We start from the raw sequence: 13,129 nt of genomic DNA on the forward strand, positions 1-13,129 counted from the left end.
GCCCGCCGTCAAAACGGCCAGATGAAATCGAAAATCCAAGTGCCCCAGCCCGAGCGCTGCTTGTCCGCCACCACGCCGAGGCCACCGATACTGATATTGGCGTCGGCCACCTGCGTGGAGAGCACGGTGTTGTCCCGGCTGATGTCCTGCGGGCGCACGATTCCCGTCAGAGTGATGAACTGCTGCTCGTGGTTCACCAGGACCTCGCGCGTTCCCTCGACCACCAGGTTGCCGTTGGGCAGCACATCGCGTACGACCGCGGTCATAGTGGCGACGAGCTGCCCGCTGCGCGTGGTGGAGCCCGATCCCTGATGGCTGTTCTCCGAGCTCGCGGTGAGCAGATCCTCGCCCAGCTTGAAGAGGTTCAGGAATTTTTTGCGCCCGAAAAACGCGCTCAAGCTGGCGTTCGCCGAGGAGCTGCGCGAGAGATCTGTGTCGGCGGTGTTGCTCGCCTCCGCGCTCTCGACGATCCGGATCGTGACGATGTCGCCGACGCGGAGCGCCTTCTTGTCGGCGTAGAAGAAAACGCGATCGTCCTCCGGCCAGAGCGAGCCCGGGGAAACCGACTGCTGCGCCTGCGCGGCGACCTCGGTCTGGCTCAGCCGGTCGACCTCCCGCGCCATTTCCGGCGCCGTCGGCCTGGGGAAGAAGCGCTTCTGCAGTGCCGGGGCGCAGCCCAGCAAAGAGAAGACGAGGACAAGAAAAGCTGCCGAGCGCATCAATTGACCCTCACGGTGCGGCCGTCGACGACCACGGCGCGAAGCGTTTTTCCCGAAGTCGGATTGCGCACCTGGATCAGCTCGCCGGCTTTGCCGGCTTCTTCCGCGACCCCGGCCGTCTCGACTCTCAGGCTCCCGGTCTCGAACACCATGACGACGGCCGCGCCGCGGCGCACGAGCGTCGGCCGGTCGAGCGCGTTCGCCGTTACGATCTCGTGGATCTCGATGGGACGGCCGACTTGCTTTCCGATCACGTCCTCGAGGCGCGTGAACGGAAGGGACGAGAGCGAGGAGAGCTCGCGGCGAGCGAGGTGGACGTCGCCGGCCTTGAGCACCTCGCGGCGCGCCAGCGGCCGGGATGCGACCACCACGGTCTCGAAGATACGGATGTCGGCCTTGACCCAGAGGCGCGCCGCCTCGCGGCCGCCGACCTCCGCTGCCACCAGAAAATTCCGCGTGCCCGGTCCGACTCCCTTGCTGGGGCGAAGAATGCGATAGCTCGCAACACCGGCCGGCAACGGCACCGGCGGGAACGGCACCACGCGCACTTCCACGTTCTCGGCGTCCCAGCCGCCCAAGGCCAGGACGTGCCGGCGCACGGCCGGCTCGACGGCGGCGCGGCTGAAAAGCTGCCGGCTGTCGGCCGCAGCGGCCGGCAGCCCCGCGGCGAGAAAGCAGAAGAGCGCAATCGACTTTACGGCTCCCATCCGCTAGCCCCGAATCAGGTTATTGGCGGTCTGCATCATCTCGTCCGCCGTGCGGATCGCGCGCGAGTTGATCTCGTAGGCCCGCTGGCTGGTGATGAGTCCGACCATCTCCTCGACCACGTTGACGTTCGAGCTTTCGATGAAACCCTGGAGCAACGTGCCCAGCCCGTCCTGTCCCGGAGTGCCGGGAACGGCGTCGCCCGAAGCCTGCGTCGGCAGGAAAAGGTTGCGCCCCTGGCTCGAAAGGCCCGCCGGGTTGACGAATCGGACCAGCTCGATGGTCCCGACCTGCTGCGGTTGCGTCTGCCCGGCCTGAGTGACCGAAACGGTGCCGTCCACTCCCACGGTCACGCTGATGGCGTCGGCGGGGATGGTAATGGGCGGTTGCAGCGTGAAGCCCTCGGCGGTCACGAGCCGACCTTCGCTGTTCTTCTTGAATGCTCCGGCGCGGGTGTAAGCCGTCTCCCCGCCCGGCAGCTGCACCTGGAAAAAACCCTCGCCTTCGATGGCGAGATCGAGGCTGTTGCCCGTCTGCTGCAGGTCGCCCTTGATGAACAGGCGCTGCGTGGCCACCGCGCGCGAGCCGTGTCCCACCTGGAACCCCGATGGGATTTCCTGTCCCTGCGCGGCCGCGGCTCCCGGGGCCTGCAGGGTTTCGTAAACCAGATCCTGAAAATCGACCCGGCTTCGCTTGAAACCCGCAGTCTGGACGTTCGCCAGATTATTGGCGATCACGTCCAGCGTGAGTTGCTGGGCGTGCATGCCCGTGGCAGCGGTCCAAAGCGCTCGCATAAATCGCTCCTTTCTTAACGCGTTCCCTCGCTGATCATTTTTTCCGTCGCGCCGTCCATCAGCTTCATCGCCCGCTGATAGCTCTCGAAATTGCGGTTGATCGCGATCAGCGAGACCATTCCATCGACGGGATTCACGTTTGAAAGCTCCAGGCTCCCCTGCACGACCCGTGGCTCGGCGAGCTGGACGACGTTGGCCGCGGCAGAGCGGAACAGGCTGTTTCCTTCCTTGATCGCCTGACGGGGGTCGACGAAGCGAACGATCCTGAGCCTGCCGACCTCGCCTTCGCTCGAGCGCACGGTGCCGTCCGCCAGCACCTCCAGCACCGCTCCGGTGACGCGGATCGGACCGGCTTCACCGAGAAGCGCATCGCCCTGCGCTGTCGCGAGCGTCCCGTCGGATTTGACCGTAAAGCTCCCGTTGCGCGTGTAGCGCTCTCCGCGGGCCGTGGCGACGACGAAAAACCCGTCGCCCTCCAGCGCCAGGTGGAACGGATCGGCGGTGCGCTGCATCTCCCCCTGACCGAGGTTCGTTCGTTCCCCGGCCACCGCGACGAATCCTCCCGCCCGGTTGTCCGGCGGCACGCGCTCCGCCAGAACCTCGCTGAAGGCGAGTCGCTGGCCCTTGTACCCCGGGGTACCGACGTTGGCCAGATCCTGGGCGACGATCTCCAGCCGGCGCATTTGCGTCACCGACGCCGAAAGCGCCTTATAAGTTGCCGCGTCCATGTTTCCTCCTTGGGTGCAATAAGCGTACCCGGGCGACCGGCTCCCGGCTCGCGCTCGCCGATCTAGACGCTCAAACCGTCGAGGCGCGGCACGGCGGCGCCGGCCAGCGGCGAGCGCCGCGCCGCGTTCCTGATCGCTTCGACGACGGCGATCGGCTGCGGGGAACTTTTTTCCCAGCCGGCAAATTTGGACCGCTCCTCGATCTCGGCGGGCGGCTCCTTGGCCGTCCTTGGCGGCGCCGCTTTGACCTTTCCCCTGCCCGCGATCCTCTGCAGGTCGCGCACAACCTCGACTTGCGGCAGAGGGAGATTCAGCATCGAGGCGACGCGCTCGGGCGGCTGTCCCTCGGCGAGCAGCAGCGCCGCCGCCGTGTATCGCTCTTTTTTTTCTGTCCCCGGCTGCAGCATCAGATTGCGAAGCCTCTGCTCGGCGCTCTCTGCACGGGCCAGAAGCGATTCGAGGTTTTTTTGCACCAGCTCGAGGGAGCGAAAAAAGGCCTCGTTCGTCGCTTCGGCGCTGCGCACGACCTCGGCGAGACGAGCAAGACCCTCGTCTCGCTTCTCGCGCATGTGCCCGAGCCGCCCGCGCGCGGCCAGCCAGAGCGGAAACGAGACCAGTAACAGAACGACCGCTATCGCAATTGCGCTACCGAACATGACGGCCTCCTTGTCCGTTGAACATCTGCTATCTGTCTGTCCTTGGCGCTCGCCGCACCGCCTCCGGCCCCCGACTAGGCAGCGGCACCGTTCAACCCGGGGTCGCACTCTTTTGCGGCCGCGGCGGAGGCGACGACCTCGGTGAGCAGAATCGGCTTAGCGGGACGGCGCGTCCGGCGCGACGGCGCTTTGGCTCCGCGTCGCCTTCCTCCTCCGACCCTGCGGCCCGCGTCGGCTTTTCTCTCCTGCGCGCCGATCCGGCGCAGCTCGCGGACGCACTCCACTTCCTCCACCGGCAGACCGAGGAGCGAGGCTACTCGGGCTGCGGACTGGCCGGCTGCAAGCAGCAATGCCGCGGCCTCGTAATCATTGCCGCGAGCGGCGTAGGGCTCCGCCGACATCCCGCTCTTCGGCTCCGGGTTCCGGCCGTTCTGCGCCGCAAGAGCTCGGGCGAACCCCTCGTGGATCCGCTCCATCCTGCCGATCGCTTCCTCCAGCCGCGCGCAACACCCCCCGGCGTGCAGCTGGAGGCTTCGGCTCCTTCGGGCCAGCACCAACACCCTGAGCAACAGGGCGACACTCGCCAGCAAAATCCACTCGGTTTCCATCGTCGGCTCCTTTCCGCCCGTTCGTTCGCCGTCAGGCGCGAATATCGACGAGCTTTCCCTTTTCCGGCTCCGGCAAATCGCCGTTCGCCGGCTCTTCTTTCTTCTCCGCGGCGGGGCGGGACTCTTTCTCCCGCGTTTCGTCCCGGGGCCCGCGACGCCTTCGCTCTTCCCGGCTCCCCGGCGTCGCGGAGCGGTCCCGCGAGACCGCCGGTGGAACGATGCGCTGGATCGAGTCCGCCACGGCACGCCCCCGAGCGTCATCTCGCTCTCGGCCGACCTCGCTGGCGGCCCTCCGCCGCACGGCTCTTTGGCTCGCGCCCGCGAGCCTCGTTTTCTTCGGCGCTCGGCGCGCCCCGGGCTCCGTTTCGCCCGCTCCGCCGCCCGTTCCCTCCCGGCGTCACGCCCAGCGCGTTTCGCAGCCGGCCGACCGCCTGGGCGAAAATCTGGCAGATCCGCCCCTCGCTCAGGCTCAGGATCTCCCCGATCTCCCGCAGGGTCAGCTCTTCGTGGTAGTAAAGCGTCACCACGAGCCGCTCGCGGTCGGGCAGAGCCTCGACCGCGAGCGACAACTTCTCGACGAGATCCTTGCCCTCGATGAAACGCAGCGGATCGCAAGCGTCGGCCGACGCATAGGCTTCCTCGAGCCGCTCCCAGTCGGTTTCTCCCGCGACCGAGAGGGCTTCGATGCTGAGGAGGCTCGCGTCGGCCACCTGCTGGTCGACCCGGAAGTAAGTCTCCAGAGGAATCGCCAGCTCCTGCGCCATTTCTTCGCTGGTCGGCTCGCGCCCCAGCCGGGCGGCCAGGGCCGCGCGGGCCCCTTCGATCCTTCGCCCCCAGGCGCGCACCGAACGGCTCACCCAGTCGAGAGAGCGCAGGCATTGCATCACTTCGCCCCGGATGCGGTAGCGGGCGTAAGTCTCGAACTCGACGCCCCGGCCGGGGTCGAAACGATTCAAGGCCTCCAGCAGTCCGACCACGCCGGAGTGCACCAGCGACTCCAGGTCGACGCCGGGCGGCAGCCGCCGGTGGATCTTTTCCGCCACGAAGCGCACCAGCGGCAGGTAGCGCATGACGCGCTCGTCGCCCGCGCGGCCGGCGAGCTCCTCGATCGGCGCGATCTGCCGTGCCCTCCCTCCTGGTGCCGCCTTCATCGCTCCTCCCTCTCGCGCTCGAGCAGGCGGCGAAAGAAAAATTGCACTCCACCCTTGACGGTGACCGTTCCAGCGGCGATCTCGACCACGCGGCCTGCGAGCGCGGCGAAGGCGATCGCCGAAGGCGACCCGGGAGCCTCGTCGACGACCGGGCGCGAGCGGGCCACGGCACGCGCCAGCGCCGGGTCGCGCGGAATCCAGCCGAGGAAATCGAGCGACGCGTTGAGAAAGCGCAGTGCCGTGCGGGACAGGGCTTCGTAAACTTCGCGGGCCTCGGCGGCGCTCGCGGCGTTGTTCGCGAGCACCCAGAATCGCTTCTGCCGGTGCGCCGAGGAAAGCACCTTGATCAGGGCGTACGCGTCCGTCATCGACGAAGGCTCCGGGGTCGCGACCACGACGATCTCCTGGGCTGCCGTGGTGAAGTACGTCACCGCGTCGGAGATGCCGCTGCCGGTATCGATCAGCACCAAGTCGAGCGCCCGGGTCATTGCGTCCAGCTCCGTCAACAACGCCGCTTTTTGTTCCGGTCGAAGCGCCGTCGCCTCCTGGACGCCGCTGGCCCCCGGCAGGAGCAGGATTCCGTCTCCGGTGGCCGCCAGGATCTCCTCGAGCGCGGCGGCGCCGGCGAAGAAATCGGCGAGCGTGTAAGCCGGCTTCACCCCGAGCAGCAGATCGAGATTGGCAAGACCGGGGTCCGCGTCGATCGCCAGGATCCGCTTTCCACGCCGAGCCAGCGAAGCGGCTAGATTGGCGACGACGTTGGTTTTGCCGACCCCACCCTTGCCGCTCGTGACCGCCAGGACCGGAGCATGCGGCGTCCGGCGCGTGCGCCGGCGGTCCTTGCGGCCGGATGCGCGGTCGTAAACGAAGCCGGGACCGCCGGGCCTTGTTGCATTCGTATCAAGCACGCGCATCGACCTCCCCGAGAAGCTGTCCCGCGAGCGCTGCGGCGCTGGCGATCTCCAGATTGCCGGCGAGGCTCTGGCCCGAGACGATGTACGCGAGCGGAACCCCCGCGCTCACCGCGGTGTTGACGAGCGGCCCGAGATGGCCGGACTCGTCGGTCTTGGTGAAGATCAACGAGTCGACTCCCGCTGGGCGGAACGCGGCGACCCACTCTGCCAGATCACTGCCGTTGGTGGCCGCGCTGAGGAGCAGCGTCCGGCGCAATCCGGCAAGGCCGTGGAACAGCGCCGCGAGGCGCTCGATCTCCCGCCGGGCGCGCGGATTGACCGCGGGGGTGTCGATCAGCACCAGCTCGCAGCCCGCCAGCTTCGCGAGAGCCTGCTTCAGCTCCTTCCGCCCGGGCGCCAGCTCGTAACGCACGCCGAGAACCGCGGCGTAAACGGCGAGAGGATCGCCGGCCGCCAGCTGCCGCGCGTCCGTGCTCACCCAGCCAATTTGGCCAGCGCGCCGCTCCGTTTCGAAAACCGTGAGCTTGATCATGCCGCTGGTCTTGCCCACGCCCGAGGGGCCGAGCAAAACCAGGCGGTCGCCGGGGCGGACCACCCCGCCGATCGGGATCAAGCGAGAGAGCGCGCGGCGCAGACCCTCGCTGTTGGCCTCGCCCCCGGCGCTCCTCATGACCTCGGCGATCCTGGCGACGATATCCGGCGCCACGCCGTGCCGCACGAGAGAGCGAATCACGTCGTTCCTGTAGTCGAGCTCCGGGGCGAGCCAGCCGAGCATCGATTTGAGCACGGCCAGCTCTTCGCGGATCTCGTCCCGGGGCGGCTCTGTCGGGAAGGCGTGCGGTCCGGGGGCGCCATGCGCGATCGGCGCGCTCGCCAGGGCCGTGACCTCCACCCCGCCACCGAGTTCGTCGGCGACGCTTCGCGTTTCGGTGATCAATGCGTCGGGGCCGAGCGAGTCCTTGATCGCGCGCAGCGCCTCGCCCATGTCTCGACCCCGGAACTTCCTAGGATTCATCGCTCCACCGCACCACGCCGAGCGACTGGACTTTCACGCCGTCGGCGATTTCGTTGTGGGACAACACCGCGATTTGCGGCAGATAGTGGCCGATCAGCTGGCGCAGCTGGCGCCGCACCGCCGCGCCCGCGAGAAAGACCGGCAGCAGCCCGCGCGCGGTGAACGTCTCGGCCGCGCGCTGGACTGCGGTCATGATGCGCTGGGCCGCCTGCGGCTCCAGCGGAACCCCTTCCTGCGCCCGCTCCCGCACCATGCGCTCGATCTGGGGATCGACCGTCATCACCGGGAGGACTCCCTCCGGGCTCCGGTAGGCGAGCGTGATGGCGCGCGCCAGCGCCTGCCGCACGTGCTCGGTCAGCTCGTCGGTGTCCTTGGAATCGGGAGCCCGGTCGGCGAGCGTCTCGACGATGGTCAGGAGGTCGCGGATCGGGACATCCTCGCGCAAGAGGTTCTGCAGCACCTTCTGCACTCCGCCGAGCGTCATGTGGTGGGGAATCAGCTCCTCGACGACCTTGGGGTGCTCCCGCGCCAGGGCATCGAGCAGGCGCTGGACATCCTGTCGCGTGATCAGCTCGGGGCTGTAGCGCTTGATCAGCTCGGAGAGGTGCGTGATGAGCACCGTCTCCGGGTCCACCACCGTGCAGCCCATCATCTCGGCGCGCTCGCGATCCGCCGGCGAGATCCAACGGGCGGGAAGACCGAAGGCGGGTTCCTTCGTCGGCTCGCCGGGCAGATCGGCATCGACGGCACCGGCCGCGTTCATCGCCAGGAGCCGTCCCGGCCTGAGCTCGCCTTTCCCGGCCTCGACTCCCTTGACGAGAATCGCGTACTGCTTGCTCCCGAGGCGCAGGTTGTCGCGGATGTGGATCTGCGGCACGAGAAAGCCGCGGTCGCTCAGAAACTGTCTCCTCAGAGCCCGGATGCGCTCGACCACCCCGCCGTGCTCGCCGTCGACCATCGGGATCAGCTCGTAGCCGACCTGCAGCTCGAGCAGGTCGATCGGCTGCGGCTGCACCCCTTCTTCGCGCCGCTCGGGCTGCTTTGCTTCCGCCGGAGTCTCGCTCCGCTCGCACGCCTCGGTCCTCGCAGCCGCACGAGCGAGGAACCCGACGCTTCCCGCCGCCGCCAGGAACGGGAGCGCCGGAAACCCCGGAATGAAGGCGAACAGGCCGAGCAGAACCGCCACCACGCTCAGCGCCTTGGGGCTCCACAGGAGCTGCCTTGCGATCTCGGGACCCAGGTCTCCGGTGGAGGCGGTTCGTGTCACCACCATCCCGGTCGCGGTCGAGATGATCAGCGCCGGAACCTGGCTGGCCAGGCCGTCACCGATGCTGAGCAGGCTGTAAAGCCGGGCGGCCTCCGCGAACCCCATCCCTTTCTGCATCACGCCGACGAAGAAGCCGCCGACGAGGTTGATCGCGAGGATCACCAGCCCGGCGATCGCGTCCCCGCGTACGAACTTCGAGGCGCCGTCCATCGCGCCGTAGAAGTCGCCTTCCTTCTGGATGCGCTGGCGGCGTTGCCGCGCTTCGGCTTCGTTGATCAGCCCGGCGTTGAGGTCGGCGTCGATCGCCATCTGCTTTCCGGGCATGGCGTCGAGGGTGAAGCGCGCCGCCACCTCGGCGATCCGGGTCGCGCCCTTGGTGATGACGATGAAGTTGATCACCACGAGGATGACGAAGACGATGAACCCGACGACGTAATTGCCGGACACCACGAAACGGCCGAAAGCCTCGATGACGCGGCCGGCCGCGGCCGCGCCCTCCTCGCCGCGAACGAGCACCAGGCGGGTCGAGGCGACGTTGAGCGCGAGACGAAACAACGTGGCGAACAGGAGCACGCTCGGGAAGGAAGAGAAGTCGAGAGCGTCCCGAACATAGAGCGCGACGATCAGGACCGTCAGCGAGAGAGCGATGCTGCCGACCAGTGCGAGATCGAGGAGAAACGGCGGCACCGGCAGCACCATCATCAGGACGGCGCCGGTGAGGCCCGCAGCGGGGAGCAGCTCGACGACCCGCCCGTTGCTCAGGATTTGCGTTTGCGCAGCCATCACTCTCCGCTATCGGCGCGCCGCGGGCCCGCTCCCGGCTCGGGCCGCCGCTTTGCGCGCGCGCAATCCGTAGACGTAAGCCAGGACCTCCGCTACCGCCCGATAGAGCGTCTCGGGAATTTCGCGCCCGACCTCCACCCGCTGGTAGAGCAGGCGCGCGAGCGGTTTGTTCTCGACGATCGGGATTCCGTTGGCGCGGGCGATCTCGCGAATCTTTGCCGCCAGGAAGCCCGCGCCTTTTCCCACCACCCGCGGCGCCGCCATATCGCTGCTGCGGTAGCGGAGCGCGACCGCCAGCTCGGTCGGGTTGGTGACCACGACGTCGGCCTTCGCCACTTCCGCGCTCATCCTGCGGCGCGCCATCTTTTGCCTGAGCCCTTTGAGCCGGCCCTTGAGCTGGGGATCTCCTTCCTGCTCGCGCAGCTCTTCCTTGATTTCCTCTCGGCTCATGCGCAGCCGCGCCTCGGTGCGCCGTCGCTGGTAGAGGTAATCGAGCCCCGCCAGCGCCGCCATGGCGCCCGCGACCCAGGCGGTCAGCCGGGCGCCCTCGGTGCTTGCGTACGAGAAGACCTCCGCCGCGCGAAACCCCGCCAGCGCGGCGAGTGACGGAATCCCGTAGTAGAGGTAGGCGCCGCCGAGCGTGCCCAGCGCGCCGATCAGGATGATCGCCTTGACGAGCTCGACAGCGGCTTCGAGGCTCAAAAGACGCCGGAAACCCGCCGCCGCGTTGATCCGGGTCCAGTCCAATTTCAGCGGCTCCGCGGCGAGAACGAACCCGCTCTGGAGAAATCCCGATCCGAGGCCGGCCAGCAAACCCGCGCCAAGGACGGGCAGCAAGGCGGGAGCCAGGAGCAGCCCGGTCTCGACTGCCAGGGCCGAAAGCTCCTCGCCGGTCGCCGGCTTCCAGGTTCCGGCGAGCTCGAAAAAGGCGACGGCGCACCGCCCGATGCGAGCGGTCAGCTCTTCGCCTCCGAAGCGCAGCGCAACCGCAGTCGCGGCCAGCGTGGCCGCCGGCACCAGGTTTTTCGACCGCGCGAACTGCCCCTTTCGCCGGGCCTCTTCGCGCCGCCTGGGTGTCGGCTCCTCGCTCTTCTCCAGATCGTTTTGGAACGCTTCCTCGGCCATGATACTCTCCGGCGCGCTCCTAACCGGCCGCCGCTGGAAAGCCGGCCCCGGCCGCGAGCTGGCGCGCGATCAGCCACGCCAGAGCCGGGAGCGACAGCATCAGCAACAACAGCGCGACGCCGAACTGCAGCGGCTGCGCCACCATGAAGACGTTCATCTGCGGAATCGCCCGGCTCAGCACTCCGAGGACGATGTCGCTCAGGAGCAAACCCACCAGCACGGGAGCGCTCACGCGCAAAGCGATGGCGAAAATCTCGGTCCCCGACGCGACCACGCCTTCGAGCAGACGGCCGGCGAAGCTGCCGGTCCCGGCCGGCGGGAAAACCGCGTAGCTCGACAGCAGGGCCTGGACGAGCTGCAGGTGCCCGTCGAGGGCTAGGAAGATCAGGCCCGCCGCCAGCTCCAGGAACACGGCGAAGATGCCGCTATGACCCCCTTCGTGAGGATCGACGAGGGAGACCAGGCCGAGCCCCGATTTGACCTCGATCTGCTGGCCCGCAAGCCGCATCCCGGCGAAGAGCACCTGAGCGGTCCAGCCGAGCGTCAATCCCAGCAGAATCTCGCCTCCGAGAAACAACACCAGGGCGAGAACGGTCAGGTCCGCCACGGACGCCGCCGGGACCGACGGGAAGACCGCTACGGCCAGAAGCAACGCCACCCAGATCCGGACCACGACCGGCAGCGCTCGGCCGCCCCAGAACGGCGCGCCGACCATCAGGCCGAGCGCCCGCCCGAAGACCAGCATGAAGCTCACGGTTTCTGCCCCGTAGCGGCCGATGAAAGCTGCCAGCGCGGTCATTTCAGCTTCGTACCTCCACGGCGGCTCAACTGACGAAGTTCGGCAGATTGCCGATGATCTCCCGCGTAAATCCTGTGTAGACTTGCAGCATCCACGCTCCGAAGAGCACGAGCGCCAAGATCACGGCCAGCGCCTTGGGGACGAAGACCAGCGTGAAATCGTTGATCTGCGTCGTCGCTTGAAAAATGCTGACCGCTACCCCCGCGACCAGACCGAAGAGGATCGCTGGCCCTGCCACCGCCGCGCCGACTTCGAGGGCGCCCCGCAAGAGATCGACCAGGGATTCGGGCGTCATGCGAAGCTCCTGAGCAGCGAGCCGACGAGCAGGTTCCAGCCGTCCACGAGCACGAACAGCACGAGCTTGAAAGGCAGCGAGATCAGGACCGGCGGCAGGAACATCATTCCCAGCGACATCAGGATCGACGCGACCACGAGGTCGAGGATCAGAAACGGAATGTAGATCATGAACGCCATCTGGAAGGCGGTCTTCAGCTCCGAGATCATGAAGGCCGGGATCAGGCTGCTGGCGGCGACGTCCGCCGGCCCGATCTCGCGCCCGGCGGGAATGCGCGCGAACAGCGCCAGATCCGCCTTGCGCGTCTGCTTGAACAGGAACTGGCGCAAGGGCTCCCACGCGCGGGTGAGCGCAGCCTGGGGATCGATCTGCCGGTTGAAATAGGGCGTGACGGATTCGGCCTCGATCTCCTGCCACACGGGGGCCATGACGTGGAACGAGAGGAACAGCGAGACCGCGATGATGATCTGGTTCGAAGGCGACTGCTGGGTCCCGAGCGCCTGGCGCAAGAACGAGAGCACCACGACGATGCGGGTGAACGAGGTCATGGTGATCAGCACGAGCGGCCCGAGCGAGAGCAGCGTGAGCAGGATGAAGATTTCCAGCACCGTTGCCAGCTCGGTTCCCTTGACCGGCCCGGTGAGGAGGGAGAGCGCGGAGCTGTTCACGACGCCGCCTCTTTGCCGCCGACGGCCGGCGCTTCTCGATCGTGCCGCCGACTGAGCACGGCGATCCTGTGGGGAGTCGCCCCGAGCAGCAGCGTCTCTCCGCCCAGGCGCACGAGCACCAGCGCGCTCTGCGCCGTGAGCGCGAGGGTGGCCACGTGCTCGAGCTCGGCGGCGGCCGGCGGGCGGCCCCCCAGCGCCCGGCCGATGCGCCGGACCATCATCCTCCAGGCGCCGGCTGCGGCGCGCCATGCGGCCGGCGCCGCGTCGATCCCCGCGGCGAGCGGCACCCTACTGAATGAGAAATTCCTTGAAGTAAACATTGAGCACCAGCTTCTCGCCGATCGCGTGATTGATCTCCTTGTTGAGCTCCGCCCGGATCCTGTTTTTGCCCTCGGGATCGAGCAGCTCTTCCGTCCGGCGCTTGCTCAGATACATGATGACCGCGTGCCGAATCGGACCGGTGAGCTCCTTTATCTTTTCCTTGTCGTGCTGGTCCCTGACCCCCAGACTCAGCGTCGTCCTCAGGTAGCGGGACGTCTCCGGCGCGGCGAGATTGACCACGAAAACGTCGAGGTCCGCACCCACCTCGGGCTCCTTGCGGTGCGCCGTCACCTTCGAATCGGCGGAATCCGCGGGGCGGATGAAAGCCGGAAGGTATTGGGGAGCGAAGAACCAGACTGCGGCTCCTCCTCCGCCGAGCAACGTCAAAACCACAGCGAGCGCAATGACGACGATTTTCATGATGGCCTCGTGCGCGAACCGCCGAGCAACGGATATGCCAGCACGTGCACCGCAAAAAATCCGAGGAATTCCGGGTTGCCGGGGGGACGGCGCCGCTCGGCGCCGTCAACAAACCCGCTGCGGTGCCAATTTATTGACAGCGCCCCCGCCTCGGCCCGCTC

Annotated in this window: 16 protein-coding genes; all 16 read right to left on the bottom strand. The window is 67.6% G+C overall.

The window, feature by feature from the left end:
- Positions 1 to 8: 8 nt before the first annotated feature.
- Positions 9 to 719: a flagellar basal body L-ring protein FlgH gene (locus VNN77_10440; protein ID HXG51811.1), complete on the bottom strand. Its 711-nt coding sequence runs from the start codon at positions 717 to 719 to the stop codon at positions 9 to 11.
- Positions 719 to 1,426 carry a flagellar basal body P-ring formation chaperone FlgA gene (gene flgA, locus VNN77_10445; protein HXG51812.1) on the bottom strand — a complete coding sequence of 236 codons (708 nt, stop codon included), beginning with the start codon at positions 1,424 to 1,426 and terminating at the stop codon, positions 719 to 721. Before flgA ends, VNN77_10440 begins: the two co-directional genes overlap by 1 nt.
- 3 nt (positions 1,427 to 1,429) lie before the next feature.
- A complete protein-coding gene (gene flgG / locus VNN77_10450; GenBank protein ID HXG51813.1) occupies positions 1,430 to 2,218 on the bottom strand; it encodes a flagellar basal-body rod protein FlgG in 789 nt (262 codons plus the stop codon).
- A gap of 14 nt (positions 2,219 to 2,232) precedes the next feature.
- The gene (gene flgF, locus VNN77_10455) at positions 2,233 to 2,946 is read right to left on the bottom strand and encodes a flagellar basal-body rod protein FlgF (protein HXG51814.1); all 714 of its coding nucleotides are present in this window, start codon (positions 2,944 to 2,946) and stop codon (positions 2,233 to 2,235) included.
- Positions 2,947 to 3,008: 62 nt separating this feature from the next.
- On the bottom strand, positions 3,009 to 3,602 hold the full coding sequence (locus tag VNN77_10460; GenBank protein HXG51815.1) for a hypothetical protein: 594 nt from the start codon (positions 3,600 to 3,602) through the stop codon (positions 3,009 to 3,011).
- A gap of 74 nt (positions 3,603 to 3,676) precedes the next feature.
- Entirely contained in the window at positions 3,677 to 4,210 is a 534-nt protein-coding gene (locus tag VNN77_10465) for a hypothetical protein (protein ID HXG51816.1), read from the bottom strand.
- Positions 4,211 to 4,467: 257 nt separating this feature from the next.
- Positions 4,468 to 5,361, bottom strand: coding sequence for a FliA/WhiG family RNA polymerase sigma factor (locus VNN77_10470; GenBank protein ID HXG51817.1), 894 nt, complete (start codon positions 5,359 to 5,361; stop codon positions 4,468 to 4,470).
- Positions 5,358 to 6,275, bottom strand: coding sequence for a MinD/ParA family protein (locus VNN77_10475; protein HXG51818.1), 918 nt, complete (start codon positions 6,273 to 6,275; stop codon positions 5,358 to 5,360). Before VNN77_10475 ends, VNN77_10470 begins: the two co-directional genes overlap by 4 nt.
- Complete coding sequence (locus VNN77_10480; protein ID HXG51819.1) at positions 6,262 to 7,290, bottom strand: hypothetical protein; 1,029 nt, start codon at positions 7,288 to 7,290, stop codon at positions 6,262 to 6,264. Before VNN77_10480 ends, VNN77_10475 begins: the two co-directional genes overlap by 14 nt.
- On the bottom strand, positions 7,280 to 9,340 hold the full coding sequence (gene flhA, locus VNN77_10485) for a flagellar biosynthesis protein FlhA (GenBank protein HXG51820.1): 2,061 nt from the start codon (positions 9,338 to 9,340) through the stop codon (positions 7,280 to 7,282). Before flhA ends, VNN77_10480 begins: the two co-directional genes overlap by 11 nt.
- A 9-nt stretch (positions 9,341 to 9,349) precedes the next feature.
- Complete coding sequence (locus tag VNN77_10490; GenBank protein HXG51821.1) at positions 9,350 to 10,465, bottom strand: EscU/YscU/HrcU family type III secretion system export apparatus switch protein; 1,116 nt, start codon at positions 10,463 to 10,465, stop codon at positions 9,350 to 9,352.
- A gap of 19 nt (positions 10,466 to 10,484) precedes the next feature.
- On the bottom strand, positions 10,485 to 11,264 hold the full coding sequence (fliR, locus tag VNN77_10495; protein ID HXG51822.1) for a flagellar biosynthetic protein FliR: 780 nt from the start codon (positions 11,262 to 11,264) through the stop codon (positions 10,485 to 10,487).
- Positions 11,265 to 11,289: 25 nt separating this feature from the next.
- Positions 11,290 to 11,559 (bottom strand): flagellar biosynthesis protein FliQ, encoded by a 270-nt coding sequence (fliQ, locus tag VNN77_10500; GenBank protein HXG51823.1) that lies wholly within the window; start codon positions 11,557 to 11,559, stop codon positions 11,290 to 11,292.
- Positions 11,556 to 12,227: a flagellar type III secretion system pore protein FliP gene (fliP, locus tag VNN77_10505; protein HXG51824.1), complete on the bottom strand. Its 672-nt coding sequence runs from the start codon at positions 12,225 to 12,227 to the stop codon at positions 11,556 to 11,558. Before fliP ends, fliQ begins: the two co-directional genes overlap by 4 nt.
- Positions 12,224 to 12,547, bottom strand: a complete 324-nt coding sequence (locus tag VNN77_10510; protein ID HXG51825.1) for a flagellar biosynthetic protein FliO — start codon at positions 12,545 to 12,547, stop codon at positions 12,224 to 12,226. The genes fliP and VNN77_10510 overlap by 4 nt, the downstream gene beginning before the upstream one ends.
- Entirely contained in the window at positions 12,516 to 12,968 is a 453-nt protein-coding gene (locus VNN77_10515; protein HXG51826.1) for a flagellar basal body-associated FliL family protein, read from the bottom strand. Before VNN77_10515 ends, VNN77_10510 begins: the two co-directional genes overlap by 32 nt.
- Positions 12,969 to 13,129: the final 161 nt, after the last annotated feature.

The sequence above is a fragment of the Candidatus Zixiibacteriota bacterium genome (assembly GCA_035574315.1).
Taxonomy (GTDB): domain Bacteria; phylum Desulfobacterota; class Binatia; order UBA9968; family UBA9968; genus DATLYW01.

Coding starts and splice junctions, on each gene's coding strand:
- VNN77_10440 (HXG51811.1), bottom strand. CDS start 719: ATGCGCTCGGCAGCTTTTCTTGTCCTCGTCTTCTCTTTGCTGGGCTGC.
- flgA (HXG51812.1), bottom strand. CDS start 1,426: ATGGGAGCCGTAAAGTCGATTGCGCTCTTCTGCTTTCTCGCCGCGGGG.
- flgG (HXG51813.1), bottom strand. CDS start 2,218: ATGCGAGCGCTTTGGACCGCTGCCACGGGCATGCACGCCCAGCAACTC.
- flgF (HXG51814.1), bottom strand. CDS start 2,946: ATGGACGCGGCAACTTATAAGGCGCTTTCGGCGTCGGTGACGCAAATG.
- VNN77_10460 (HXG51815.1), bottom strand. CDS start 3,602: ATGTTCGGTAGCGCAATTGCGATAGCGGTCGTTCTGTTACTGGTCTCG.
- VNN77_10465 (HXG51816.1), bottom strand. CDS start 4,210: ATGGAAACCGAGTGGATTTTGCTGGCGAGTGTCGCCCTGTTGCTCAGG.
- VNN77_10470 (HXG51817.1), bottom strand. CDS start 5,361: ATGAAGGCGGCACCAGGAGGGAGGGCACGGCAGATCGCGCCGATCGAG.
- VNN77_10475 (HXG51818.1), bottom strand. CDS start 6,275: ATGCGCGTGCTTGATACGAATGCAACAAGGCCCGGCGGTCCCGGCTTC.
- VNN77_10480 (HXG51819.1), bottom strand. CDS start 7,290: ATGAATCCTAGGAAGTTCCGGGGTCGAGACATGGGCGAGGCGCTGCGC.
- flhA (HXG51820.1), bottom strand. CDS start 9,340: ATGGCTGCGCAAACGCAAATCCTGAGCAACGGGCGGGTCGTCGAGCTG.
- VNN77_10490 (HXG51821.1), bottom strand. CDS start 10,465: ATGGCCGAGGAAGCGTTCCAAAACGATCTGGAGAAGAGCGAGGAGCCG.
- fliR (HXG51822.1), bottom strand. CDS start 11,264: ATGACCGCGCTGGCAGCTTTCATCGGCCGCTACGGGGCAGAAACCGTG.
- fliQ (HXG51823.1), bottom strand. CDS start 11,559: ATGACGCCCGAATCCCTGGTCGATCTCTTGCGGGGCGCCCTCGAAGTC.
- VNN77_10510 (HXG51825.1), bottom strand. CDS start 12,547: ATGTTTACTTCAAGGAATTTCTCATTCAGTAGGGTGCCGCTCGCCGCG.
- VNN77_10515 (HXG51826.1), bottom strand. CDS start 12,968: ATGAAAATCGTCGTCATTGCGCTCGCTGTGGTTTTGACGTTGCTCGGC.